The sequence below is a fragment of the Lysobacter sp. yr284 genome, assembly GCF_900107375.1.
GTDB lineage: Bacteria > Pseudomonadota > Gammaproteobacteria > Xanthomonadales > Xanthomonadaceae > Lysobacter.
The window spans coordinates 1,237,032-1,261,751 of sequence record NZ_FNPT01000001.1 but is presented as its reverse complement, the minus strand read 5'-3'; the positions used below and the strand labels follow the sequence as shown (position 1 = coordinate 1,261,751).

At 68.7% G+C, this 24,720-nt stretch carries 18 protein-coding genes and 1 pseudogene; 7 read left to right on the top strand and 12 right to left on the bottom strand.

All coding sequences use genetic code 11. From position 1 onward, the window contains the following. Nucleotides 1–45 precede the first annotated feature (45 nt). The 9 genes from BLV01_RS04990 to BLV01_RS26730 all read right to left on the bottom strand — a co-directional run bounded on the left by BLV01_RS04990 (nucleotide 46) and on the right by BLV01_RS26730 (nucleotide 11,523). The gene (locus tag BLV01_RS04990) at nucleotides 46–1,428 is read right to left on the bottom strand and encodes an FAD-dependent oxidoreductase (protein WP_091794515.1); all 1,383 of its coding nucleotides are present in this window, start codon (nucleotides 1,426–1,428) and stop codon (nucleotides 46–48) included. A 9-nt stretch (nucleotides 1,429–1,437) separates the two neighbouring features. Then, nucleotides 1,438–2,019 (bottom strand): isochorismatase family protein, encoded by a 582-nt coding sequence (locus BLV01_RS04985; protein ID WP_091794513.1) that lies wholly within the window; start codon nucleotides 2,017–2,019, stop codon nucleotides 1,438–1,440. Nucleotides 2,020–2,037: 18 nt separating this feature from the next. Further along, complete coding sequence (locus BLV01_RS04980; protein WP_091794512.1) at nucleotides 2,038–3,672, bottom strand: ABC-F family ATP-binding cassette domain-containing protein; 1,635 nt, start codon at nucleotides 3,670–3,672, stop codon at nucleotides 2,038–2,040. Next, nucleotides 3,669–4,898, bottom strand: a complete 1,230-nt coding sequence (locus BLV01_RS04975) for an MFS transporter (RefSeq protein ID WP_175485773.1) — start codon at nucleotides 4,896–4,898, stop codon at nucleotides 3,669–3,671. Before BLV01_RS04975 ends, BLV01_RS04980 begins: the two co-directional genes overlap by 4 nt. Nucleotides 4,899–4,921: 23 nt before the next feature. Then, nucleotides 4,922–5,878 carry a diiron oxygenase gene (locus BLV01_RS04970; RefSeq protein WP_175485772.1) on the bottom strand — a complete coding sequence of 319 codons (957 nt, stop codon included), beginning with the start codon at nucleotides 5,876–5,878 and terminating at the stop codon, nucleotides 4,922–4,924. An 88-nt stretch (nucleotides 5,879–5,966) separates the two neighbouring features. Next, nucleotides 5,967–6,569 (bottom strand): anthranilate synthase component II, encoded by a 603-nt coding sequence (locus BLV01_RS04965; RefSeq protein ID WP_091794506.1) that lies wholly within the window; start codon nucleotides 6,567–6,569, stop codon nucleotides 5,967–5,969. Nucleotides 6,570–6,586: 17 nt separating this feature from the next. Continuing rightward, nucleotides 6,587–9,514, bottom strand: coding sequence for a benzoate-CoA ligase family protein (locus BLV01_RS04960; protein WP_175485771.1), 2,928 nt, complete (start codon nucleotides 9,512–9,514; stop codon nucleotides 6,587–6,589). Between the two features lie 1,479 nt (nucleotides 9,515–10,993). Continuing rightward, on the bottom strand, nucleotides 10,994–11,239 hold the full coding sequence (locus tag BLV01_RS26735; protein ID WP_254782498.1) for a helix-turn-helix domain-containing protein: 246 nt from the start codon (nucleotides 11,237–11,239) through the stop codon (nucleotides 10,994–10,996). Beyond that, entirely contained in the window at nucleotides 11,236–11,523 is a 288-nt protein-coding gene (locus BLV01_RS26730; RefSeq protein WP_254782497.1) for a hypothetical protein, read from the bottom strand. Before BLV01_RS26730 ends, BLV01_RS26735 begins: the two co-directional genes overlap by 4 nt. A gap of 34 nt (nucleotides 11,524–11,557) precedes the next feature. Between BLV01_RS26730 and BLV01_RS26725 the strand changes: the two are divergent. Beyond that, nucleotides 11,558–11,848: pseudogene (locus tag BLV01_RS26725) on the top strand (TolC family protein); the annotation flags it as partial. Between the two features lie 358 nt (nucleotides 11,849–12,206). Further along, entirely contained in the window at nucleotides 12,207–14,690 is a 2,484-nt protein-coding gene (locus BLV01_RS04945) for a BNR repeat-containing protein (protein ID WP_175485770.1), read from the top strand. A 78-nt stretch (nucleotides 14,691–14,768) separates the two neighbouring features. On the opposite strand, the gene BLV01_RS04940 is transcribed toward BLV01_RS04945, so the two are convergent. After that, on the bottom strand, nucleotides 14,769–15,332 hold the full coding sequence (locus BLV01_RS04940) for a helix-turn-helix domain-containing protein (protein ID WP_091794500.1): 564 nt from the start codon (nucleotides 15,330–15,332) through the stop codon (nucleotides 14,769–14,771). Between the two features lie 171 nt (nucleotides 15,333–15,503). Here BLV01_RS04940 and BLV01_RS04935 point away from each other — a divergent pair, with 171 nt between their 5' ends. From BLV01_RS04935 to uvrA, 3 genes are all read left to right on the top strand, one after another. Beyond that, nucleotides 15,504–16,295 carry an aldolase gene (locus tag BLV01_RS04935; protein ID WP_091794498.1) on the top strand — a complete coding sequence of 264 codons (792 nt, stop codon included), beginning with the start codon at nucleotides 15,504–15,506 and terminating at the stop codon, nucleotides 16,293–16,295. A 26-nt stretch (nucleotides 16,296–16,321) separates the two neighbouring features. Beyond that, on the top strand, nucleotides 16,322–17,233 hold the full coding sequence (locus tag BLV01_RS04930; protein WP_091794497.1) for a dihydrodipicolinate synthase family protein: 912 nt from the start codon (nucleotides 16,322–16,324) through the stop codon (nucleotides 17,231–17,233). Nucleotides 17,234–17,316: 83 nt separating this feature from the next. Continuing rightward, the gene (uvrA, locus tag BLV01_RS04925; protein ID WP_091794495.1) at nucleotides 17,317–19,950 is read left to right on the top strand and encodes an excinuclease ABC subunit UvrA; all 2,634 of its coding nucleotides are present in this window, start codon (nucleotides 17,317–17,319) and stop codon (nucleotides 19,948–19,950) included. A 193-nt stretch (nucleotides 19,951–20,143) separates the two neighbouring features. Here uvrA and BLV01_RS04920 read toward each other — a convergent pair whose 3' ends face one another. Then, nucleotides 20,144–20,689 carry a C39 family peptidase gene (locus tag BLV01_RS04920; RefSeq protein WP_091794493.1) on the bottom strand — a complete coding sequence of 182 codons (546 nt, stop codon included), beginning with the start codon at nucleotides 20,687–20,689 and terminating at the stop codon, nucleotides 20,144–20,146. Nucleotides 20,690–20,718: 29 nt separating this feature from the next. After that, nucleotides 20,719–21,456 carry a hypothetical protein gene (locus BLV01_RS04915; protein WP_139178479.1) on the bottom strand — a complete coding sequence of 246 codons (738 nt, stop codon included), beginning with the start codon at nucleotides 21,454–21,456 and terminating at the stop codon, nucleotides 20,719–20,721. Between the two features lie 354 nt (nucleotides 21,457–21,810). On the opposite strand from BLV01_RS04915, the gene BLV01_RS26110 reads away from it, so the two are divergent. Both BLV01_RS26110 and BLV01_RS04905 read left to right on the top strand, forming a co-directional pair. Next, entirely contained in the window at nucleotides 21,811–22,371 is a 561-nt protein-coding gene (locus BLV01_RS26110; protein ID WP_175485769.1) for an ECF-type sigma factor, read from the top strand. Between the two features lie 10 nt (nucleotides 22,372–22,381). Continuing rightward, complete coding sequence (locus tag BLV01_RS04905) at nucleotides 22,382–24,685, top strand: serine/threonine protein kinase (protein ID WP_091794488.1); 2,304 nt, start codon at nucleotides 22,382–22,384, stop codon at nucleotides 24,683–24,685. The last annotated feature ends 35 nt before the right edge of the window (nucleotides 24,686–24,720 follow it).

The window sequence follows — 24,720 nt, the reverse complement described above, 5'->3', positions numbered from 1 at the left end:
GGCACAGGCGTCAGGGCTGGAAGGACGCGGGCGGGAGCGGCCGGGTCACGCGTCCGCCTCAGCCGCGACGGACGATTTGCGTTGCGGCGGGGGCGGCGTCGGTGCCGGCGCGTGCGGCTCCGCCAGCCCCATCACGCCCTGCACGATCTGGAACTGGCGCAGCGACCACGGCCGGTGCCGGAACGGGTAAGGCGCGCCCATCGCGTCGGCGACCGCCAGGGCCGAGGCGACGGCGCCCTCATGGCCGGTGATGGTGGTGTCCATGCCGCAATACCAAGTGCCGCGGCGGCCCTGCAGCGCCGCCAGCTTGCGCCGGCCGGCCATGTCGGCCGGGCGCAGCGTGGCATGCTTGTAGTCCAGGCGCGCGATGACCTTGCCCGGATCGATCGGATGCTCTGGATTGAGCGTCACGAACAGCTTGACCCGGGCCGGATCCAGATGATTGGTGACGGCGACGTGGCGCGTGATCGAGCCGGGCAACTGTTCGCCGCTGTCGACCTCGCCGCCGGTATAGCGGTATTCGAAGCCGGGCGGGCGCGGGAAATCGGGGCACAGCACCGCCTGTTCGCTGTGCACGATGCACTCGGCCCGGTTGTAGCCGTAGCCGCCCAGCAGTGCGCGTTCCTCGGCGTCGGCGTCCTCGAGCAGGGACAGGGCGATGTCGGCATGGGTCGCCATCACCACCTCGTCGAAGCGCGCCTCCTCGCCGTTGCCGCAGGCCAGGTGGACCGCGCCGCCGCCGCGCTGCAGCCGCGCCACCGGCGTGCCGGTGCGCACCTCGACGTCGGTCGTTGCCAGCAGCTTGTCCATGTAGCTGGCGAAGCCTCCGCGGATCTTGCGGTACAGCGGCGGCTGGAAGAACGACAGCATGCCTTCGTTGAACGAGACCGCGCAGAACGCCAGCGAGAAATCGAGCAGCGACGCGCGCGTTCCCGAGAAGGTGCTGAACACCGGCAGCAGCGCCTTGTTGATGAACTCGTCGCTGAAGCCCCTGTGGCGGACGAATTCGCCGATGCTGGAGCGCGCCTGTGCCTCGAACGGCTCGTTGAGCATCTCGCCCATCGCATCGTGGAAGGCGTGGCACTCCGGCTGCAGCCGCCGCCACAACGGGCTCGCGCACAGGTAGTCGTTCTCCCAGTATTCGCCGGGACCGAACGACGCGCCGAACGACAGCGGCGTGACGTAGGTCTGCGCAGACAACATGCGCAGCAGCTCGTACAGGTTGGGCGACATCCTTTCGGTGATCAGCTCGGTGCCGGTGTCGATGTCGACCGATCCGTCCTCGGCGGCGACATGCAGGGTGCGCGCATGGCCGCCGAGCCGCGGTCCGGCCTCGAACAGGGTGACCCGGTGCTGTTGCGACAGGCGCCAGGCCACGGTCGCGCCCGCGCCGCCGCCGCCGATGACTGCGATGCGTTTGCCGTTCATGCTCTCTCCTCAGCTCGCCGCCGCGATCGCCGCCGCATCCGGCGGGGTGGGATGCTTGACGAAGCGCAGGCTCATGTCGCGATAACGCGGGTGCTCCGACGAGGGCAGCCATTCGAAGAACACCATCTCGCGCGTCACCACCTGCGCCCCCAGCTGCGGCAGGCGCTTGAGCGCCGCCGCGTGGTCCACCACGTCGCGCGTGGAGCAGGCCTCGCCGACGACATAGGCGCGAAGCCCGGCGTCGATCGCGTCGGCGGCGCTCTGCAGGATGCTGATGTGGGTCTCGGTGCCGGCCAGGACGATCTGGTCGCGGCCGCTGTCGAGGATGCTGGAGCGGGTCTTGGGATCGGTCAGGTAGGAGAAGCTGACGATCTCGGTGCTGGGCGCGCCCTCGGTCAGGCGCTTGATTTCCGGCATCGTGGCGCCCAGCCGCTTGTGCTCCATGAGCAGGATCGGAACGTCGAACTCGCGCGCCACGCCGGCCAGCCATGCGCAGTAACTCACCACGCGCTCGCCTTCGTGCAGGATCGGCACGAGATCGTCTTGGATGTTGGAGAGAATCAGCAGCGAACGTTCCGGTTGCAGGATCATGACGGTCCTTCAGTGGATTTACGCCCTTTCGGGCATCGAGAATTCGCGGTCGACGCCGACGTTGCGCAGAAAGTCGGGGGAGTGGGAGACCACCAGCAGCGCGCCGGTGTAGCTGCGCAGCGCGTTCTCGATGCTGACGATGGCGTCGAGGTCGAGATGGTTGGTGGGTTCGTCCAGCAGCAGCAGGCTCGGCGCCGGATCGCCCAGCAACACCCGCACCAGGCCGACGCGCACGCGCTCGCCGCCGCTGAGGGCGCCGATGCGCTTGAACACTTCATCGCCGAAGAACAGGAAATGCGCCAGCCGCTGCCGCGCATCGCCTTCGCTGACGGCCGGGTTGGCGCGCAGGAAACTCTCCAGCACCGTATCGCCGGCGTGCAGCGAACTGCCGATCTGTTCCAGGTAGGCGATGTGCTTGACGCCGCGCACGACGCGGCCGCCGGTCGGCGCCAGTTCGCCCTGGACGATGCGCAGCAAGGTGGTCTTGCCGGTGCCGTTGGCGCCGCCGAGCGCAACGCGCTCGGTGCCGAGCAGCCTCAGGTTGAGGTTGTCGAACAAGGGGCGATCGGCGCCCGGCGGCGTATAGCTGACTTCTTCGAGCGCCAGCGCGATCTTGCCCTGCGCGGCCGCGGCAGCGTTGCGCGGCACCGAAATGCGTTCGTATTCCTCGACCGCCGCGCGCGAGCTTTGCAGACGCTGCTGCGCGGCATCGAGCATGCGCTCGGTCTGCACGGCCAGGCCGGCGCTGGAGCGGGTGGAGCGTTCGCGCTGGGCGTTGTAGAACAATTTGGACTGGCTGCCGGTGCTGCGGCCGCGGCGGCCGGCGGCCTCGCGGTTCTGGTGTTTCTCGCGGCTTTCCTGCAGCTGCCGGCGCACCTTTCCGAGTTCGCGCTCGGCGTCCTTGAGGCGGCGGTTGGCGGCGTCTTCTTCGGCGGCGGACAGCGCCAGGTAGTCGTCGTAGTTGCCGCCGTAGCTGTCCAGGCCGCTGCGGCTCAGGCGCAGGATGCGGTCGACGCGGCGCAGCAGGCCGCGGTCGTGGGTGACGACCAGCATCGCCCCGGACCAGGCTTCGATGCTGCGATACAGGGTGTCGCGCGTGGCCGCGTCGAGATGGTTGGTCGGCTCGTCCAGCAGCAGCAGATCCGGGGCGTCCAGCAGCAGCGCGCCCAACGCCACGCGCGTACGCTCGCCGCCGCTGAGGCTGGCCAGGCTGCGCTCCAGGCCGATGTGCGCCAGCCCCAGCGAGGCCAGGGTCGCGGCAGCGCGGTCGGCCAGGGTCCAGCCGTCTTCGCCGACCAGGTCGAAATCGGCGGTATCGCAAGCGCCGGCCTCGATCCGCGCCAGGGCCGCGAGCCGGGCCTGTATGCCCAGGGCCTGGGCCACGCTGCGCGCTTCGTCCGCGGCGACCTCCTGCGGCAGATAGCCCCAGCGGCCGCTGTGGCGCACCTTGCCGGCGGTAGGCTCGAACTCGCCGTTGAGCAGGCGCAGCAGGCTGCTCTTGCCGACGCCGTTCGGGCCGATCAGTCCGACCTTCTCGTGGCCGATGCGCAGGCTCAGGTCCTGGAGCAATTCGGTGCCGTCGGGCAGGCTGTAGCACAGGCCGTCCGCGGCCACCAAGGGCAAGCCGGTTTCGATGGGTGCGTAGGAGTTCATGCTTCGACCGGCTCCGGCACCGGCGTCCACTTGCGTTGCTCCAGCAGCGCGATCAGCAGCCCCGCCCCGATCAGCGCGCTGGCCGTCCACAAGGGCAGCGTGACATCCGCGCCGGCGAGCCAGCCGGCGGCGCCGGAGACCCCGGCGCTGAACGCGCACAGCGCGCCGGCCACGCCGGTGATCATGCCCTGGCGGTCGGAGCCGACCTGGCGCGCGAGCAGGGCCATCAAGCCGGAAAAGGCCACGCCATAGGCGATCGCACAGGGCAGGGCGGCCGCCCAGGTAAGCCACGGATGCGCACCGGCGACGACCAGCGCGATCAATGCGCTCATCGCGGCCATCGCTGCGAACAACGGGCGGGTCGGACCGAAGCGCCGCGCCAGCGGACCGACCAGGGCGCCGAAGGCGAGCGCGAAACCGAATCCGAGCAGCATCAGATAGGTGCCCACGCCCCTTTCCTCGAAGCCCAGGCGCTGGATCAGGAAGATCGCCAGGAACTGGAAGTAAGTGACCCAGCCCAGCTGCATCAGAAAGAACGGTACCGTCACCGAGCGCAGCGCCGGTTCGGCGAACGCATCGGCCAGGGCCCGCAATCCGGCGGTCCAGTCCGGCGGAGCGCTGTCGTTGAAAACACGATGGTCGCCGAATCCGCGCCACATCAGCACCAGCCCCAACAGCGACAGGGCCGCGGCGAAATACAAGGGCGTGACCGGCTGCAACAGCCGGTGTCCGCCGTCTGCGGACAGCAATCCGCCGATCAACGGCCCCAATATCTGCCCGGCGGAGACGAAAAACATCATCCGGCCGATTTGCCGCTGCTTGTCCTGCGCAGCTCCGGCGTCGAGCAGCGCGGCGACCGCGACCGAGACGCTGCCTGCGCTCAGTCCGTTGACCACGCGCCCGGCCAGGAACAGCCAGATCGAGCCGGCATGCAGGGCCAGCGCACTGATCAAATAGCCCGCCAGCGATCCGCCCAGGCACCACAGCAATACCGGTTTGCGCCCGCGCCGGTCGGACCAGGCGCCCAGCGTCGGCGCGGCCAGGAACATCGCCAGCGAGAACAGGCCCAGACTGGCGCCGTAGTAGACGTTGCGGGCGCCCGCTGCCGCCCACGGCACCAGATTGGCCGCGCCGTCGTTGACGATCAGCGGCCCCAGCATCGGAATGATCAACGCACCGCCGATGGCGTCGATGAATACGGTCAGGCACAGCGTGACCAGTGCCAATAGCGAGCGCCGTGGTGGATTCATCACGCGGCTTGCTGCTGGATCAGTCCCGCCTCAAGAAAGGCGGCGTGGGTAGGGGGATGCGCCAACACGCCGCGCCGTTCGAGGATGCCGATCAGATGGCCGAGGATCGGGTTGACGGCGACGATCTCGACGGTGCTCATCGGCGGATAGGCGTCGGCAACCGCGGCGGCGGCTTCCTCGGCGTCCATGCCCAGGGCGACGAGGATCTCGCGGAAGAAGGCGATATTCAGGTCGGGGCGCATGTAGTCCAGAAGGAACGCCGGCAGCAGCGCGCCGATGGCCAGCTTCTGCGCCTCGGGCAGTTGCGCCCATACGCATTCGAGCAGATCGCTGAACAAGACGCAGTGGCGGCCTTCGTCGCGCACGTGGTCGCTCATCACCTCGTCCAGATAGGGGCAGATCGATTCATCGCGGGTGATCGCCAGCATTTCCTGGGTCAGCGTGTTCTCGCCGACGCAGATCGCCACGATGTCGAAGTTGCGGTGCATCTGCTCGGGCAGCGATTGCTTGGCCCGCTCCATCGCCTTGGTCAATTCGCTGTGCAGCGGCGCGGCGATCGGCGCCACCCCGGTGCGCTGGCTCACTTGGCGCACGAAATCAGCGGCGACGTAGGCGTGGTAGGCCTCGTCGATGATGATCGTGTAGGCGTCGTAGCGCATGTCCTCGGGCAGGTCGAGCCCGTCGCGGCGATTGACGATCTCGAGCGTGACGCGGTTGATGGTTTCGGTTTCGACGTGGGCGACATCGCTCATGTACTTGTAGGCGCATTGCTGCAGCAGCAGGCGCTTGAACTGCTCGCCGTGGCGCAAGACGCGCTCGTCGGCGCACAAGGGGATGATGGCGGGCGGGAACAGATAGCCGGTGATGTCGCCGTCCGAGAGGATGCGGCGCTGCTGCCGGCGGACGGTGGAGCGGCTGTCCCAGACCGTTTGGGTGCTTTTGTAGGGCTTGCTCATGCGCGTTCCAGTGCGTGGAAGGGGGAGGCAGGCATCGCCGGCGCTGCTGCGCGTGCGGCGATGCCTGGGCGGGCGACCGGGCCGCGGGCTAGGCGGCGTCGCGCTGCCACTGCTGCGTTGCCGGAATCGCATAGTCCAGGAAATTGGCCAGCAGATCCGACCCGAGCGGGGTGAGGAAGGATTCGGGATGGAACTGCACGCCTTCCAGCGCCGCCAGTTCGCGGTGGCGAATGCCCATCACGATGCCGTCGTGCCAGGCGGTGATCTCCAGGCAGTCGGGCAGGCTGGCGGCCGCGACCATCAGCGAGTGGTAGCGCGCGGCGGAGAATCCCGACGGCAGGCCGCTGAACACCCCGGAATCGTTGTGGTGGATCGCGGCCGTCTTGCCGTGCACCGGTTCGGGTGCGCGCACCACGCGGCCGCCGTAGGCCTGGCCGATGGCCTGATGCCCCAGGCACACGCCCAGGATCGGAATCCGGCCGCCGAAACGGCGGATCACTTCCATCGAGATCCCGGCCTCGTTGGGCGTGCAGGGCCCCGGCGAGATCAGGATGTGGTCCGGCTGCATGGCCTCGATGTCGGCCGCGCCGATGGCGTCGTTGCGCACCACGCGCATCTTCGCGCCGAGCTTGCCCAGCACCTGCACCAGGTTGTAGGTGAACGAATCGAAGTTGTCGATCAGCAACAGCATGTCCGCGTCTCCACGTCCTATTGGGCCAGGGCCATCAACTGCGAGCGGGCCTTGTTCAAGGTTTCCTTGTATTCGCGCGCCGGTTCGCCGTCGATCACCACGCCGCCGCCGACCTGCACATAGGCGCGCCCTTGTTTCAGCAGAACCGTGCGGATGACGATGTTGAGATCCATATCGCCGGCGAAGCTGAGATAGCCGATCGAGCCGGTGTAGATGCCTCGCGTGTTCGGCTCCAGCTCGGTGATGACCTCCATGGTGCGGATCTTCGGAACCCCGGTGATCGTGCCGCCGGGGAAGGTCGCGCCGACCACGTCGAGCAGGTCGACCTCGTCGGCAAGCTGGCCGACGACTTCGGATTCGATGTGGATCACGTGGGTGTACTCGGTGATCTCCATCAGCTTCTCGATCTGCACCGAGCCGTGCTTGCATACCCGGCCCAGGTCGTTGCGTTCCAGGTCCACCAGCATCGCATGCTCGGCGTTCTCCTTGTCGCAGGTGCGCAGCTCTTCGATGAAGCGGGCGTTTTCCTCGTCGCTGCCCTTGCGCCGGGTGCCGGCGATAGGCCGGGTGACGGCGCGGCGGCGCTCGACCCGGACCAGCCGTTCGGGCGAAGCGCTGATGATCTGGAAGCCGTCGAAGCAGAAGTAGCTGGCGAAGTGCACCGGGTTGATCCTGGCCAGCGCCTCGTACAACGCCAGCCCGTCGCCGGCATAGTCCACTTGCAGGCGCTGCGACAGGTTGACCTGGTAGACATCGCCGCTGCGGATGTATTCCTGGATGCGCGCGATCGCATCGCAATAGAGGTCCGGCGCGTAGTTGGAGCTGAATTCGGCCAACCGCTCGTGCAGCGGTGCCCGCGGTTGCGCCGGCGCGGCGCGCGCTCTCTCGATGACTTCGGACAGTTCGTCCAGGCGCTGCAGGCCGCGGTCGTAGTCTGCGCCGGTGGCTACCGCCATCACCGTGTGTTCCAGATGATCGATGACGATGAAGTTGTCGATGAAGTCGAAGAACAGATCCGGCAGCTCGACGTCGTCGTTGGGGTGGCGCGGAAGCTGCTCGAAGTAATGGTTGGCTTCGTAGGCGAAGAAGCCGACCGCGCCGCCGCAGAACAGCGGCATTCCGGGCAGGCGCAGGCCACGGTAGCGGGCGTGCAGCGCCTTCAACGCCGCGATCGGATCGCCCTGGCTCTCGCGGCCGTCGATCCAGTAGCGATCGGCCTTGGCGCGAAAGCGCAGGAAAGGCTGGCTGCCGAGGATGGAATAGCGCCCTTCCTGCGAAACCCGGGTGCTGTCGAGCAGGAATTTGTCGTCGCCGGGCAAGGCCCGCAGCAGGTCGGTGGCGCGCAGCTCGCCGAGCGGCGCGCTGCGCAGCACCGGCACCTGGTTGTGGCCCGCGGCGATCAGTTCCTCGAACACCTCGCGCGGCAGCAGGGTCGGGCCGCGCATCGCGCCGGCATCGCGCCGCCGCTGTTCGGCGCGATCGCGCAGGCGGAAGCGCTGGAACTTGCCGCTGAAGGTGCGCGGCAGATCGTCTACGGTTTCGACGAAATGCGGATACATCGCCGTCGGCAAGCGCTCGCGGCAGAACTGCTTGAGCTCCTTCTGCCAGTCGCGCTTGTCCGCGCCCGGACGCGGCACGATGAAGGCGCAGGGGCGCGGAAGGTCCCAGTCGTCGGCGGTCGCGACCACCACGCACTGCTCGATATCCGGATGCTCGAGCAAGCGGTTTTCCAGGTCGATCGGCGACATCCATTGGCCGCCGATCTTGAGCGCGTCGTCGCTGCGGCCCAGATAGTAGTAATAGCCGTCGCGGTCGCGCCGGAACAGGTCGTTGGTGACGAACCAGCCATCACGAAATCGCTTGGCGCTGGCCGCGGCGTCGCCGAGGTAGGACGAGGGCAGGGTATCGCCCTTGACCCACAGCACGCCCGCTTCCTCGTCGGCGGCGTCCGCGTGGTTGTCGGCCACCAGGCGCAGCTCGAATCCGGGCACGACCCGGCCGGTGCTTCCGGTGCGGATGTCGTCCGGGCGATTCGAGATGAAGGTGCTGAGAACCTCGGTGGTACCGATGCCGTCGACGATACGATGGCCGTAAGTCTGCTGCCATGCCGCGGCGATCGGTTGCGGCAAGGCTTCGCCCGCGGACACGCACAGGCGCAGCGATGCGAGGTCCTCGCGGCGGCTGTTTTCCAGCAACAGCCGGTACACGGTGGGGACGGCGAAGAGCACGCTCGGTCGATGCCGGCGCAGGCATTGCAGGATCGTTTCGCGCGAGCGGTCGAGCGTCGGCAATACCGCGGTCGCGCCGCGGTACAGGGCCATGTGTACGCTGTTCAAGCCATACGCGAAAAACAGCGGCGAGGGCGAATAGACGATGTCCGTCTCTGCCAAGCCGATCACGCGGTCGGCGTAATTTCGATTGGTGAGCACGAAATCGCCATGCCGATGCACAAGTCCCGAAGGCCGGCCGGTGGTCCCTGAGGTGAACAGGATTACAGCGGGATCATCTGCCTCTCGCGCGGCCGGAAAGTCCACGGCGTCGGCTTCCGCTGCCGTGTCCAGATCGCGGCTGCTCACCCAGTCGCGGCATAGCGATCCGGCCCGTTCCTGCAGCCGGGCCGTCATCGTCGGCGAAGCGACCGTCAGCCGTGCGTCGATGCGATCGAAGTACTGCGGATAATGATCGTCGGGGAGCTGGCAATTCAGGATCGCCGCCACGCCGCCCTGCCATAGCACCGCCAGCCATGCGACGATCAAGTCCAGTTCGTCTTCGATCAGCAGCGCGACCGTGTCGCCACTGGAAAGTCCACGTGCGCGAAAGGCCCCGGCCATGCGTGAAACGCGGCGGCGCAACTGTCCGTAGCTGCAATTGCCCCCACTGCCGATAACAGCGGTCTTGTCCGCCAGCTTTTGTTGGACATGGCCGCATAGCAGCGCGCCGGCCAAATTTCCAGAATAGTTGTCCGCCATCGATGCCATCGTCCTTGAAAGCCAAGACTGTATGCTGCTTGATGAAGCGCGATCTTTTGCGAGCGGCACACTTTGCCGCTTCGACAAGTTCATCGCAGTTCGCCCGATACGGGCATGCGAGTTTCTTTGGAACGTATGAGGCGCAGTGTTAAAGCGACGTGTTTTTTTATCGTGTGCACTTTGTATTGCTTCGGCAGGTTGCACGCATGTGCGGCAGTGCCGTTTTTTCTTGGACGACAAACGCAGTCGATAGCGTAAGTTGGAGCTGCTTTATCTCGAGCATGATGCTGGCGAGCGCGTTGATCGCCATGTCATCTGTTTGCGAAAAGAGATCGCATTACGAATTTGATCGCAGGGTGTGATCGCAGGTGTCGCTACGCGGTCTTTGATGTTCACCAAATTTATAAATAGACCAGTGCGCTGCCATGCAGGCTTATGAATGCGCGGATAAATGCATTCGAGAGTCGCAAGAAATTCGGTGCGCATGGATGGAGGGCGCATAGTCGCGATCGTCACGCGGAATAGGCTGTGTCAGGATGCGCATCCTCACAGTCGATTTGCCCGACCACAGCACTGCCGTTTCAGTACAGCATGAAGTTGGGGCCGGCGAAGACATGCTTGCAGAGTTTCGGTTGTATGGGCCACCAGGGCCTGCGGTCGGGGGCTGCCTAGCCGTGGCGCTCAAGGCCGTGCGCATGAACTCCGAGAAGGGTTCGCCGCAGTCGGCTCACGTTGCCATCGGCGAGGAGTATGAGGCGCGCCTGCTGGTTCAGGTAAGGATAGTGGTCCCACGCTGGGTCTACTCGGGGATCACCGTCAGCGCATCTACATGGACGGCCATTCCGACTTGCCTGGCCTCGTGCCCCTGGCTAGGAAAAGCTGGAGCAGAGGATGAGCAACCGCTGCCAGCGGCGAGTTGTCCGGCTCATCAATAAATCTCGACGGCCAAGTTGAGGGGGCGTACACCGCCTGCCTCAGGGGTCGAGCGACGCCACCGCGCCGAGAGGACAGAACGTACGTCCTCATCCTCGATGGTGTTCAGGAATGCGCTGTCTGCGAGTTGCATTGATAAATTTACATTCAAGCACGTGTTCACTACCGTTCTAAGCAGCGCCTGCATCGCCTTTGGCGTCGTGCGCGTTTGCAACCAGCTGGCAAGCGGCCACGACCGGCTGTTGCTGCAAAAAGAAGGCCGCTCCTGGCCGCAAGGTCATGGGCGGCCTTTTTTATACTTGAAGTTCGGAAAACAGTCGCGAGGAGCCAGGTCGAATCAGCGCGGTCTTGGCGTTGAGGCGAAGCCGTAACGGCGCTATCGGTAGTTCAGCCGGAGAGTCGGGATCCCCATATTGGTGAACGACGACAGTCTTCCCTTCGTCGCCGCCAACGAATCGCGGTTCGGCCGGCGATCGCAATCGCCGACTGCATCCAACCAGGGTGCTGCGACCGCCGAAACGCTCAATCCTCGCCCGGCGCGTCCGCCGGTTGGCTCTGCGAACGCGCCGCGAAATAGCGGGTGGGCGAACGCCCGAGCGCTTTCTCGAACATGGTGATGAACGCCGTCACCGACTCGTAGCCGAGGCTTTCGGACACCCGCTGCACCTGGGTTCCGCCGGCCAGCTCGCGGATGGCGACGAGCAGGTGCAACTGCTGTCGCCAACGGCCGAAGGACAGGCCGGTTTCGCGCGCGATCAGGCGCGTCAACGTGCGCTCTCCCAGCGCCAGCCGCCTGGCCCATTGGGCGATGGTGCCGCGGTCGGCGGGATTCGCGGACAGCGCATCGGCCAGCCGCGGATCTTCGGGTGGTCGCTGACCGGCACGTACAGCCGTTCGGCCGGCATCCGCACCAGTTCGCCGAGCAGGACGCGGGCGAGGCGGTCGGCGTGGCCGTCGCGCGGATAGTCCAGCGGGGTATCGGCCAAGTGCAGGATCGTCTCGCGCACCATCGGCGAAATGGACAGCGTCACGCACTGCTGCGGCAGGGCCACGATGCCGAGCTCGACGAACAGGTAGCACAGGCGCGCGTTGGCGGCGTTCGACGGCGCGACGTTGCAGGCGCTGCGGCAGACGGAAGCCGCGCTTCGCGCCTATTCGCAGGAGATCGACCGCGAGCGCAGCCTGGCCCTGGCGCGCGACGATGCCGCCCGCGCGAGCGGCCAGGCGGGGCGCCTGTATCGCTTCGGCAGGATCGGTTTCCTCGATGTGCTGTCCGCGCAGGCCGCCCTGGCCGACGCCGAATCCGCGCTCGCCTAGTCGCGCGCGCAGCTGGCCGACCGCCAGGTGGACCTGTTCCTGGCGCTCGGCGGCGGCTGGCCGATGCGGACGCGGCGCCCGGCCGGGCGGCGACGCGCGATGCCGCAAGCCGGCGTTCCCTCGGCGCGGTCATGGCGGATCGGCGGACCGGCGTCGCCGTGTTCGTCGATGACGATCTCGCCGTCCTCTTTCGCGAACGGCGCGGCGGTCGATTCGATCAGGCGCTCGCGGCCAGACGGATGCGCAGGGATTGAATCGCCTGCGGCTGGGTGCCGGCATGGCGGATCCACGTCAGGACGTTGCGCGCCAGCCGCAAGCGCCCCCGCGCAGCGGGCGTCCGGGGGCGCGTTGGCATAGTATCGGCCGGGGACGGGCATCCCACGCCCGCGCCGGGCGCGATCGCCAGGAAGGAGCCTGCATGACCCGTCGTTCATCCGTTCGTTGCCGGTGGTGGACGCTGGCGGCCGCGCTCTGCGTCGGCCCGTTCGCGACATCCGCTCCGGCCCGCGCCGACTTTCCCGACGACGTGCTCGGCAAGAACCAGCGCCTGGTCGCGCCAGTCGATTCGGTGTGGTCCGGGCATCCGGTCGGTTTCGCCCTGGTCACCACCCAGACGCTGCAGCTGGCGGCGTATTACAACGGCCGCGACCGGCACATCACGCTCGCGGCGCGCGATCTCGACTCTGATGTATGGTTCCGCACCACGCTGAGCGACACCCGCGCGGTCGGATGGGACAGCCACAACTATCTGGCGATGAAGATCGATTCGGCCGGCTACGTGCACCTGTCGGGCAACATGCATTACTCCGAGACGATGATCTATTACCGGTCGGCGCAGCCGATCACCTCGGCTGCGCAGATGAGCGCGAGCTTCATGCAGCGGGTTGCGGCGGTGCTGGGCGCCGCGCAGGAAAACCGGGTGACCTATCCGACCTTCCTGGCCGGACCCAAGGGCGAGTTCCTGTTTTCCTATCGAAACCACAGCGATGCCGGCCTGAAGAGCGGAAGCCTGTATCTGGCGCGCTACGACGCCGCGGCCAAGGCCTTCGCCGCGGCCACGGGAGGGCCGGCGCTGTTTTCCTGGAGCGGTGCGTACAGCGCTTATCCCGAATGCATCGCCAACGGCGGCTATCTGCATTGCGTGTTCATGTGGCGAGGCTTGACCGACGACGGCCGCATCGGCGAAGCCGAAGACAACTATCGGCTGTCCTACATGCGCACCGCCGATCTGGCGAATTGGACCGATGCGTTCGGCCGGCCCGTGGCCTTGCCGGTGACGCCGGCCACGACGTCGACGACCGTCGACGACATCCCGCGCAAGGGCGGCCTGGCCAACGGCCAGCCGGCGCTGTCGTTCGACCGCAACGGCGTGCCGATGCTTGCGTATCACAAATACGATGCCGGCGGAAAATCGCAGATCCATCTCGCGCGTCCGGACCCGGCAACCGGCGCCTGGCGCAGCGTGCAGTTGACCCGCTCGGTCTCGCGCTGGGATTTCAGCGGCGGCGGTACGGTCAGCGGTTCCGGCAAGGCCGACAACAGCTTCGCCACGGACGATCCGCTGGACGGCCTGAGCACGGTCGCGGTGCGGATCGAGACCTCGGATGTCAAGGACCCGAGCAGCGGCCCCTACATCATCGACGACACGAGCCTGACCGCGTTGTTTTCGCCGCCGGGCTCGACCCTGGTCTACACCGCGCCCAACACCCCGCTATGCGCGAGCGGGCCGGCCGCCGGCGACAGCGATGTTTCCAGCAGCACCTATCGAACGCCGGAACCGATCCCGGCCAAGATGGAGGTGCGGCGCAGTTCCGTCGTCTATCCGCCTCCGGTCGAACTGCACAACTATCCGGTCCTGTCGAGGCTCCACTACTATCTGCGTTGGGAAACGCTGCCGTCGAACCGCGATGGAGCCAGGACGACGCAAGACGGCGCGGAGATCCTGCCGCCCGCTTCGGATCTCCTGCTGTATCGGACCGCATGCGATTTTCCGCGACCGACGGCGTCGGGCCGGGTTCCCGCGACCGCGGATGCGCAGGGCAAGCCGCTGGGCTTCATGTTCAAGCCTTCGGCGGCGACGCTGTCGGGCAGCATGACGCGGCAGACGGACGCGGGCGCCTTCGGCGACCACCTGGTCAGCACCGCCGGCTATGCGCCGGGCAATGTCGCCAGCTGGACGTTCGACATCGCCTCGGGCCAAAAAGGCGACTACGCCCTGGGCGGCGCCGCATTCGCGCAATCGGCCGGCGACGATAGTTTCTACGTCCAGATCGACGACGGTCTGTTGCTGGACTGGCACCTGACCGGCCGAAACGTCTGGAGCTACGAACCGGTCAGCGCCGGCCCCACCCATGCCGCGACCGCGTTCGCGCTGTCCGACAACGCGACGCATACCTTGCGCGTGTACGCGCGCGAACCCGGCGCGAAACTCGAGTACCTGTGGCTGAGCAAGGTCGGCAGGAACAAGTTGCCGCCCAGCTACGGCGCCAGCGAGGTCGCCGACGGTTTCGTCGAGACGGCCGATATCCGCGCGGTGTCCGGCCATGCGGTCGGCTTGCCGCAGGGCAGTGCGGCCAACACCGGCGTGGCCACCTATCGCCTGTCCGTTCCCGTGCGCGGCTGCTATGCGCTGCTGGGCAGGACCCAGGCGCCCAACCCGTCCGCCGACAGCTTCTATCTGTCCTATCTTCGGCCGCAGGACGCGTCCTACGGCCCGGCGCAGACCTGGAGCCTGCCCAACGGCGCGGACTGGACCTGGCGCGTCGCGCAAGGCGGCGGCAACCTGCTGCTGGAACCGGGCGCGCTGGGCTTGAAGGTCGCCGGACGAGAAAGCGGTTCGCGGCTGGACGCTTTCATGCTGATGTTCAAGCGTCCGGTCGGCGCCGGCGGCGCCTGCGATTGAGCGCCGCGACCCGGCGCGGATGAAGCCGGGGCGCGGGAGTCCCGATGGCATGCCGCGAAGCCGTCGGCGCGCCGCCGCTCAGCCGCGATCGGCCTCGGCCTGCGCATCGTGCACGACCACCAGCACCTGCGCCTGCTCGCCGCCGGTGGAGCGCAGCCGATGCGGTATCTGCGCGTCGAAATAGAGACTGTCGCCGACGCCGAGCAGCACGCTGTGGCCGGCCAGCATCACCTCGACCTCGCCCTTGTGCACGAACATCAGCTCTTCGCCGGCGTGCTCCTTGAACTCGGAGGTGGCGAAGTCCGGCGGCGGATACATCATGAAGGGCAGCAGCCGCTTGTGGCTGAGCTGGGTCGCGATGCCTTCGTAAGCGGGCTTGCTGGCCTTGCCCGAGCGCGCGATCGGCGTGCGTTCGCCGGCGCGCACGACGGTGTACGACGCGCGCTCGCCGGCTTCGTCGGAGAACAACTGCTCGACGTCGATCTTGAACGCGTGCGCGAGCTTCAGCGCCACCGCGATCGAGGGCACGCTCAGGCCGCGCTCGACCTTAGACAGGTAGCTCTTGGTCAGGCCGGTCTGCTGCGCCAGCGCCTCGATCGTCCAGCCGTACTTCTTGCGCAAACTTCTGAGCCGAGCAGCCATATCCGCACCTGGGTTGGAGCCCTATTGTCCCACAGGACACTTTGTGTCATAAAGGCTCCGCGGTGTTCTCGCGTCCCGGGCCGGTTGCTTCCGCGCCGGCCCGCCGCGGAGAACGCGAGCGCTTCCTGCCATCCCTCCCCCGAGAACGGCGCCGATCACTGAGGTCCAACCATGGCTACCACCCTGACACTCGATAAAGACACGCTCGTCGCCAAGGCCCGGCAAAACATGCAGCAGGTGCTGCCCGACAACGCCTGGACGCCGCGACAGAAACTGGCGCTGACCTGCCGGATCCTGTTCGATGCCGGCCACGATTCCGGCCTCGCCGGCCAGATCACCTGCCGCGCCGAGCGGCCCGGTACCTACTACACGCAGCGGCTCGGCCTGGGCTTCGACGAAATCTCCGAGAACAACCTGCTGCTGGTCGACGAAGACCTCAACGTGCTCGAAGGCGACGGCATGGCCAATCCGGCCAATCGCTTCCACAGCTGGGTGTATCGCGCGCGGCCGGACGTGAACTGCATCATCCACACCCATCCGCTGCACGTCGTCGCGCTGTCGATGCTGGAAGTGCCGCTGACGGTCTCTCACATGGACATCTGCCCGCTGTTCGACGACTGCGCCTTCCTCAAGGAGTGGCCCGGCGTGCCGGTGGGCAACGAGGAGGGCGAGATCATCTCCGCCGCGCTCGGCGACAAGCGCGCGATCCTGCTCGCCCACCACGGCCAGTTGGTCGCGTGCGCGAGCATCGAGGAAGCCTGCGTGCTGGCGTCGCTGTTCGAACGCGCGGCCAAGCTGCAGTTGCTGGCGATGGCGGCCGGCGAGATCAAGCCGATTCCCGAGGCGCTGGCGCGCGAGGCGCACGACTGGATCTCCACGCCCAAGCGCAGCCAGGTCACCTTCGCCTACTACGCGCGGCGCGCGCTCAAGCAGCACGCCGATTGCCTGTCCTACGCCGCCTGATCGCGCGCAGCATCAAGGAAACCCTCATGCACACCCTCGACCTCCACGGCATCGTCGCCTATCCGATCACTCCGTTCCGCGAGGAAGACGGCAGCGTCGACGCCGACATGCTCGTGCGCCTGATCGACCGCTTGATCGACGCCGGCGTGCACACGATCGCGCCGCTGGGCAGCACCGGCGAAAGCGCCTACCTCAGCGAATCCGAATGGCGCCACGTCGTGGAAACCTCGGTGATTCGCGTCGCCAAGCGGGTGCCGGCGATCGTCGGCATCTCCGAGCTGACCACCGCCGCCGCCGCGCGCCGCGCGAGCTTCGCCGAGGAAGCCGGCGCCGACGCGATCATGGTCCTGCCGACCTCGTACTGGAAACTCGGCGAAGAGGAAGTGTTCCAGCACTACGCGCGCATCGCCGCGGCCACCGGGCTGCCGATCATGGCCTACAACAACCCGGCCACCAGCGGCATCGACATGTCGCCGGAGCTGATGATCCGCATGGTCCGCGAGATCGACAACGTCCGCATGATCAAGGAGAGCTCGGGCGACATCCAGCGCATGCACCGGATCCACGAGCTGTCGGGCGGCACGGTGCCGTTCTTCAACGGCAGCAATCCGCTGGCGCTGGAGGCCTTCGCCGCCGGCGCGACCGGCTGGTGCACGGCCGCGGCCTGCCTGATTCCCGAGCAGACCCTGGGCCTGTACGCCGCGGTGCAGTCCGGCAACCTGGCGACGGCGCGCAGGGCGTTCTACCGGCAACTGCCGCTGCTGCAGTTCATCCTCAAGGGCGGCCTGCCGAAAACGGTCAAGGCCGGCTTGCGCCTGCAGGGGCTGGACGTCGGCGCGCCGCGCCATCCGGTGTTGCCGCTGGACGAGGCCGGATGCCGCTCGCTCGCGGCGATCCTGGGCCAGGTCGCGGCCGGCGAGGCGCGTTCGGCGGCGTGACGGGGCAGCGGCGCGATGCCGCGTCGACGCCGTAGGGTTCACACTATGCGCCCCCCGATGCAACGCGTTGTCGCGCCCCGCCCATGGCTTCCAACCCCCGATCCCCGCAAACCGGCGACGCCGCCTACGTCCGCGTGCGCGGCGCCCGCGAGCACAACCTCAAGGACGTCGACGTGCGCATCCCGCGCGACGCGTTCGTGGTGTTTTCCGGCGTGTCCGGCTCGGGCAAGTCCTCGCTCGCCTTCGGCACGCTGTTCGCCGAGGCGCAGCGCCGTTACCTGGAATCGCTGTCGCCGTATGCGCGGCGCCTGATCGACCAGGTCGGCGTGCCCGACGTGGACGAGATCCAGGGCCTGCCGCCGGCGGTCGCGCTGCAGCAGCAGCGCGGCACGCCGAACGTGCGCTCCACGGTCGGCAGCGTCACCACGCTGTCGAGCCTGCTGCGCATGCTGTACTCGCGCGCCGGCACCTATCCGGCCGACCAGCCGATGCTGTACGCCGAGGATTTCTCGCCGAACACGCCGCAAGGCGCCTGCCCGAACTGCCACGGCCTGGGCTTCGTCTACGAAGTCACCGAGCGCTCGATGGTGCCGGACCCGTCGCTGAGCATCCGCGAGCGCGCGATCGCCTCGTGGCCGCCGGCCTGGCACGGGCAGAACCTGCGCGACATCCTGGTGACGCTGGGCTACGACGTCGACATCCCGTGGCGCGAACTGCCCAAGAAGGACCGCGACTGGATCCTCTACACCGAGGAGCAACCCGTCGCGCCGGTCTACGCCGGCATGACCCCGGCGCAGACACGCGCGGCGCTGCGGCGCAAGGCCGAACCCAGCTACATGGGCACCTTCACCGGCGCGCGCCGCTACATCCTGCACACCTTCGCCACCACCCACAGCGCGCTGATGAAGAAGCGCGTGGCCCGCTTCATGACCGGCGCGGCCTGCCCGGTGTGCGACGGCCGCCGCTTGAAGCCCGAGGCGCTGTCGGTGAGCTTCGCCGGTCTCGACATCGGCAGCCTGTCGCGGCTGTCGTTGAACGCGATCGCGCAGACCCTGGCGCCGGCCGCGGCCGGCCGCTTCGACGCGCCGGCCCGCGGCGCCACCCGCAGCCGCGCCGCCAGCCGCAGCGATACCGCGCGCCGGGTCGCCCGCGGCGGCTCGGCGCATGCCGGCGGCACCGACGTGCGCCGCACGCCGGACCTGTCCGAGGAAAAACGCATCGCCGCGCAGCGCATCGCCCACGACCTGGTCGAACGCATCGCCGCGCTGCAGGCGCTGGGCCTGGGCTACCTCGCCCTGGACCGGACCACGCCGACGCTGTCGCCCGGCGAACTGCAGCGCCTGCGCCTGGCCACCCAGATCCGCTCCAACCTGTTCGGCGTGGTCTACGTGCTCGACGAACCCTCCGCCGGCCTGCACCCGGCCGACAGCGAAGCGCTGCACCACGCGTTGGACCAGCTCAAGGGCACCGGCAACTCGGTGTTCGTGGTCGAACACGACCTCGATATGATGCGGCGCGCGGACTGGATCGTCGACGTCGGCCCCGGCGCGGGCGAGGAGGGCGGGCAAGTGCTGTACAGCGGCCCGCCGGAGGGGCTGCGCACGGTCGCAGCGTCGCAGACCGCGCGCTACCTGTTCGGCGAACAACGCCGCGAACGCGGCAAGGCGCGGCGCGAACCGGCGCACTGGCTGGAACTGCACGGCGTCCACCGCAACAACCTGCACGGCATCGACGCGCGCATTCCGCTGGGCGTGCTGACCGCGGTCACCGGCGTGTCCGGCTCGGGCAAGTCGAGCCTGATCAGCCAAGCCCTGGTCGAACTGATGGGCGCGCGCCTGGGCCACGAACCCGAAGACGAACCCGCCGACGACGGCCCGCCGCAACCCAGCGAAGTGCGCCCCACCGCCGGCCGCCTGGGCCGCGGCGCCGACGCGGTCGAGCGCCTGGTCAACGTCGACCAGAAACCCATCGGCCGCACCCCGCGTTCCAACCTGGCCACCTACACCGGCCTGTTCGACCCGGTGCGCAAACTGTTCGCCCAGACCAAGCTGGCCAAGTCGCGCCGCTACGACGCCGGGCGCTTCTCGTTCAACGTCGCCAAGGGCCGCTGCGAGACCTGCGAAGGCGAAGGCTTCGTCCAGGTCGAATTGTTGTTCATGCCGACCGTGTACGCGCCGTGCCCGACCTGCCACGGCCAGCGCTACAACGACAAGACCCTGGAAGTGACCTGGCGCGAGCGCAACATCGCCCAGGTGCTGGCGATGACCGTGGCCGAGGCGCTGGCGTTCTTCCACGACGAAGAGAACATCGCCCGGCCGTTGACGGTGCTGCGCGACATCGGCCTGGGCTACCTGCGGCTGGGGCAGCCGGCGACCGAACTGTCCGGCGGCGAGGCGCAGCGGATCAAGCTGGCGACCGAACTGCACCGCAGCCAGCGCGGGCATACCCTGTACGTGCTCGACGAACCGACCACCGGCCTGCATGCGGCGGACGTCGACAAGCTGATGGTGCAGCTGCACGGGCTGGTCGACGCCGGCAACACCGTGGTGGTGATCGAGCACGAGATGCGGGTGGTGGCCGACAGCGACTGGGTGATCGACCTGGGGCCGGGTGCGGGCGAGGAGGGCGGCGCGATCGTCGCGGCCGGGACGCCGGAGGAGGTCGCGCGCATCGCGGCGAGCCGGACCGCGGCCTATCTGAAACGCGCGCTGGCCTGACGCCGTCTGCCTGCCGGAACGCGGCGGCGCACCCGGCGGCCTCGCGTGGCCCGGCCCCGGGCTGCGCGAACGCACGAACGCCGCGGCCCGTCGAACAGGCCGCGGCGCTCATGTTTTCGCCCGACGATGGACGCGGGCTGCGCCGTGCGCGCCCGCGCCGGAGTTCGGCCGGCGTCGGGCGCGCCTGCGGCCGTTACTGCAGCAGCGAGTCCTCCCACTGCCGGTCCGAAGCCGAAACCGTCGCGGCGTAGGTGCGGTAGTAGCTGCCTTCCCAGGGATCGTTGAAGTAGACGTAGCTGCCCGAGTAACCGGTCACCACCACGTCGTGGGCGCCGCCGTTGCTCCAGCGCCAGGACATGATGAAGGGCTTGTTGGCGTCGATGCGCGCTTTCAGGTTGGCCTGGCTCAGGTAGCCGTTCTGCTGGTAGAAGCGCTGGCTGCCCCAGAAATAGTTCATCGCGTCGTCGACGTCGTAGTTCCAGTTGCCCTGGTTGGCGTAGTTGTTCCAGTTGAAGGGGTAGTTGCCGCAGGCGTAGTCGATGCCGAAGGAATAGTTCGCCATCGAGCACTGGGCGACCCACTTGCCGTGGAAGCTCATGATCATCGAGGCCGAGGCCGCCCAGCACCAGTTGCTGTGTTCCTGCTTGTACAGCGGAACGTTGAGCACGCCGGCCGAGGCGGTGCCGAGCGCGGCCAGCGCCAGCAGCGCGGCCGTGGACAGTTTGTTCTTGAGGTTCATCGAAGGGCTCCGCAATTCGGTTCGGTCGGTCAGCGCTGGCCGCGCTGCAGGTTGCCGCGCACGGCCGCTTGCAGCGCCGGCAGCAGGTCTTCGCTGTCCAGCGCCTGCTCGGCGCCGGTCGCGTTCTTGGCCGCGGCGGACAGCGCGAGCGAGCGCCGCGCCGAGGCCATCGGCACGAACCGCGAGCGCTCGCCGGCGCCGCGCACTTCGATCAGGTCGGACGTGGCCTGGTAGATGCGCACGAAGCGGAACGAGCCGTCGCCGGTGGCCGGCGCGGCGGCGACCAGGTCGGCCGCGAGCGCGGACGCGCCGGCGCCGACCGCCTGCCAGCGGCCGTCGACCCGGTCCATGTCGAGCAGGCCGACCGGCTTGCCGGCGGACAGGATCACGAACTTCCAGGTGTCGGTGCCGCGCGCGATGCGGCTCAGGTCGGCGGCGGCGTTGGCGTACATCAACGCCGCCGGATCGACCGTGTTGACCTCGAAGCCGGCGCCGAGCGAGACCGAGCGCAGGTCGCCGTAGGTCGCCGCGGCGATCGGAAACCCGTCGGGCAGCCTGGCCGCGGCGGCACGGCCGTTGCTCATCTCCAGCATCATCTTGCGCAGGCCCTGCTCGGCCGCCGCGCGCAGGCCGAGGCTGGACTGGTCGCGCAGCGCGAGTTTGCCCGCGCCGACGTTCTGGGCCGCCGCGGGCAGCGCCGCCGCCGCGCACAGGCCCAGGGCCACGGCCGGCGCCCACAGCGCCGTCCTCATGTAACCGACTTTCATCATTCGTTCTCCGCAGTGGTTGGGTTGCGGTGCGACGCGATCGCGCACCGCCGACGTCCGCCGGCCGCAGTCGCCGAAAGCGTTTCGGCTGCGCAGGGGCGCGTCGTAGTCAATTCACCCGGTGCGCAGGAGATTCCCGCCAACGATCGGCGCTTGCTGCATCGCATCAAGAAAATCTGCGATGAACGTTGGCCTTTGGCGCATTCCAACCGCAAAAATCATGCCGCGCGGATCGCCGCCGATGGCACTTTGATCCTCGCGATGCGAGGACGGGCGACGGGCCGCAGGGGGCGGCCGCCGCGGCGCGGGCAACCGCGCCGGCCGCCGCGCACAATCCAACGAGGCGCTTCAACCATGGGCGAAATCACCGTCCTGCTCGGGCAGGCGCGCGGTGGCGACGGCGCCGCCTGGGACCGGGTGGTGCACCTGCTGTACGCCGATCTCAAGCGGCTGGCGCGGCGCGCCAGCGCGGGTTCGGGCGCGCAGGAGGTCACCGCGCTGGTGCACGACTGCTATCTGCGCCTGGACCGCGGCGGCGCCGGCGGCATCGAGAGCCGCGCGCACTTCCTTTCGGTCGCGGCGATGGCGATGCGCCAGTTGCTGATCAACCATGCGCGCGACCGCATCGCCGACAAGCGCGGCGGCGGGCACGCGCACACCACCCTGGGCAAGGCCGATCTCGACGCCGCGCGCGCGGCGTACTCGGAAGCCGAGGAGATGGTGATGATCGACGCCGCGCTCAAACGGCTCGGCGACGCCGACGCGCGCCTGGTGCGGGTGCTGGAATGCCGGTTGTTCGCCGGGCTCAGCGAGGAGGAGACGGCGCTCGCGCTGGGGCTGCCGCTGCGTTCGGCGCAGCGCCTGTGGCAGCAGGCGCGCGAGCGCTTGCGCGCGCTGCTCGACGAGGCCGCCTGAGCCGGCCCGCATGTCGCTGCGCGACCGCCTGCTGGAACCGCAGGGCCCGCTGCGCGGCGCGCTGTTCGGCGAACTGCTGCGCACGCGCTTGGCCGCGCACGTCCTGCAGCCCGGCGAGCGCATCGGCGCGTGGCGGGTCGTGCGCGAACTCGGGCGCGGCGGCATGGGGTTGGTCTGCCTGGCCGAGCGCGACGACGGCGAATTCGAACAATGCGTCGCGCTGAAGCTGCTGCCCGACGCGGCGACGTCGCCCGACAGCGAGGCGCTGTTCCGCCGCGAGCGCCAGTTCCTGGCCGGGCTGTCGCACCCCAACATCGCCCGCCTCGTCGACGGCGGCCACACCGACGACGGCCATCTGTGGTTCGCGATGGAGTACGTCGAGGGCCTGCCGATCGACCGCCACGCCTGCGCGCACGCGCTGGACGAACGCGCGCGCGCGGCGCTGCTGCTGCCCGCGCTGGAAGCGGTGGAATTCGCCCATGCGCGCTTGCTGATCCACCGCGACATCAAGCCCGGCAACGTGCTGATCGACGCGCGCGGGCAGGCCCGGCTGCTGGACTTCGGCATCGCCGGACTGGCCCAGGACACCGCTCCGGCCGCCGCGTTCACGCCCGACTTCGCCAGCCCCGAGCAGCGCGACCGACGCGCGGTCGGCACCGCTTCTGACGTGTGGCAGCTCGGGCGCCTGCTCGATGCGGTGTTGCGCGCGGGCCGCGTCGCGCCGCCGTCGCGCGACCTGCGCGCCATCGTCGCCCTGGCGATGCGCGAGGACCCCGAACAGCGCTATCCGACCGTCGCCGCGCTCAAGAACGAACTGCTGCGCTACCTGCAGCGGCGCCCGGTGCGCGCGCGCCGCGGCGGCCCGCTGTACCGGCTGCGGCGGCTGGCGCAGCGCCATCCCTTCGGCACCGCCGGCACCGCGCTGTCGGTGGCGGCGCTGCTCGCGCTCGCTACTGCGTTCGCGCTGCAGTCCGCGGCCGAACAGCGGCGCCTGCGCCAGGCGCGCGACGAAACCGCGGCGATCAACCGCTTCCTGAGCGAGGACATCCTCGGCGCCAGCGATCCCTTCGAAGGCGCCGGCGACGGCCGCCCGCTCGCCGCGCAACTCGAGGACGGCGTGCAACGCGCGCAGGCGCGCTTTCGCGGCCATCCCGCCGTCGCCGGCCGGATCGTGCTGGCGCTGGGCAAGAGCCTGCTCGCGCGCGGCCGCTACGACGCGGCCGCGCGTGCCGCCGACCGCGCGGCCGCATTGCTGGGATCGGCCGCCGACGCGCGCAGCGCCGCGGACGCGCAACTGTTGCGGGCGACGGTGGACATGTACCGCGGCCTGCCGCAACGCGCGCAAGCGCGCCTGGATCGGCTGCAGGCCGGCTTCCCGTACCGCGCCGGCGCCGGCTCGCCGCTGGAGTGGCACATCCAGGTCGCGCGCGGCTGGAACGCGATGCTGCGCAGCCGTTTCGGCGAATGCGTGGCGGTCTACAGCGAACTGTTGGCGCGGCCGGGCGCGATCGGCGAAAGCGACCTCGGCGACGCCTACAACAGCCTGAGCCTGTGCCAGGTCGCCGTCGGCGCCGCCGCGCAGGGGCTGCGCAGCGGCGAACGCGCCGAGCGCCTGGCCGCCGACGCCAACGGCCCGCGCAGCGGCAACGCCGCGATCGCCCGCATCCGCATCGCCGTGGCCCTGAGCGCGCTGGGCCGCCACCGCGAGGCGACCCAGCGCTTCCGCCGCGAAGTCGAGGCCTTGATCGGCCTGCTCGGCGAAAACCACGGCACCACCGCGACTTACATGGACCACCTGGGCCTGCTGTACCTGTGCGCCGGCGACAACGCTGGCGCCGTCGAATGGACCGCGCGCGGCCTGCGCGCGCGCCAGCGCGTGTTCGGCCCGCAGCACCCCTGGACCGTCGGCGTACAAGCGCAATACGCCGTGGCGCTGCTGCGCAGCGGACAGGTCGAGGCCGCGCGCGCGGCCGTGGCCGACGTCGAGCGGATGCAAGGCGGCGTCGACGAACCGGGCTCGCTGGTCGCCATCCATCGCGGGTTGGGGGAGTGGCATCTGCGCGAGGGGCGCAACGAAGAATCGATCCGGCATTACCTGATCGCGCGCGAACTGGCCGCGCAGCCGGGGATGCAGTACCGGTGGAACCTGCATGCCATCGATGCGGGCTTGGCCTTGGCGGCGTCGCATGCGGGGCGGGGCGCGCAGGCGCGGCAGGCGTACTTGCGCTATGGCGAGAGTGCGGCCTACGACAATCGCTGCGTCGGTGGACTGCGGGCGGAGGCGGATGTGGATCGGTTGCGGTACTTGCGTTGAGGGTGGGAGTTTGGCTGTGCTGTCCTGCTGGTGGT

Excerpts from the sequence above, each read along its gene's own strand:
- BLV01_RS04990 (WP_091794515.1), bottom strand. The coding sequence starts at position 1,428 with ATGAACGGCAAACGCATCGCAGTCATCGGCGGCGGCGGCGCGGGCGCG.
- BLV01_RS04985 (WP_091794513.1), bottom strand. The coding sequence starts at position 2,019 with ATGATCCTGCAACCGGAACGTTCGCTGCTGATTCTCTCCAACATCCAA.
- BLV01_RS04980 (WP_091794512.1), bottom strand. The coding sequence starts at position 3,672 with ATGAACTCCTACGCACCCATCGAAACCGGCTTGCCCTTGGTGGCCGCG.
- BLV01_RS04970 (WP_175485772.1), bottom strand. The coding sequence starts at position 5,878 with ATGAGCAAGCCCTACAAAAGCACCCAAACGGTCTGGGACAGCCGCTCC.
- BLV01_RS04965 (WP_091794506.1), bottom strand. The coding sequence starts at position 6,569 with ATGCTGTTGCTGATCGACAACTTCGATTCGTTCACCTACAACCTGGTG.
- BLV01_RS04945 (WP_175485770.1), top strand. The coding sequence starts at position 12,207 with ATGACCCGTCGTTCATCCGTTCGTTGCCGGTGGTGGACGCTGGCGGCC.
- BLV01_RS04940 (WP_091794500.1), bottom strand. The coding sequence starts at position 15,332 with ATGGCTGCTCGGCTCAGAAGTTTGCGCAAGAAGTACGGCTGGACGATC.
- BLV01_RS04935 (WP_091794498.1), top strand. The coding sequence starts at position 15,504 with ATGGCTACCACCCTGACACTCGATAAAGACACGCTCGTCGCCAAGGCC.
- BLV01_RS04930 (WP_091794497.1), top strand. The coding sequence starts at position 16,322 with ATGCACACCCTCGACCTCCACGGCATCGTCGCCTATCCGATCACTCCG.
- uvrA (WP_091794495.1), top strand. The coding sequence starts at position 17,317 with ATGGCTTCCAACCCCCGATCCCCGCAAACCGGCGACGCCGCCTACGTC.
- BLV01_RS04920 (WP_091794493.1), bottom strand. The coding sequence starts at position 20,689 with ATGAACCTCAAGAACAAACTGTCCACGGCCGCGCTGCTGGCGCTGGCC.
- BLV01_RS04915 (WP_139178479.1), bottom strand. The coding sequence starts at position 21,456 with ATGAAAGTCGGTTACATGAGGACGGCGCTGTGGGCGCCGGCCGTGGCC.
- BLV01_RS26110 (WP_175485769.1), top strand. The coding sequence starts at position 21,811 with ATGGGCGAAATCACCGTCCTGCTCGGGCAGGCGCGCGGTGGCGACGGC.
- BLV01_RS04905 (WP_091794488.1), top strand. The coding sequence starts at position 22,382 with ATGTCGCTGCGCGACCGCCTGCTGGAACCGCAGGGCCCGCTGCGCGGC.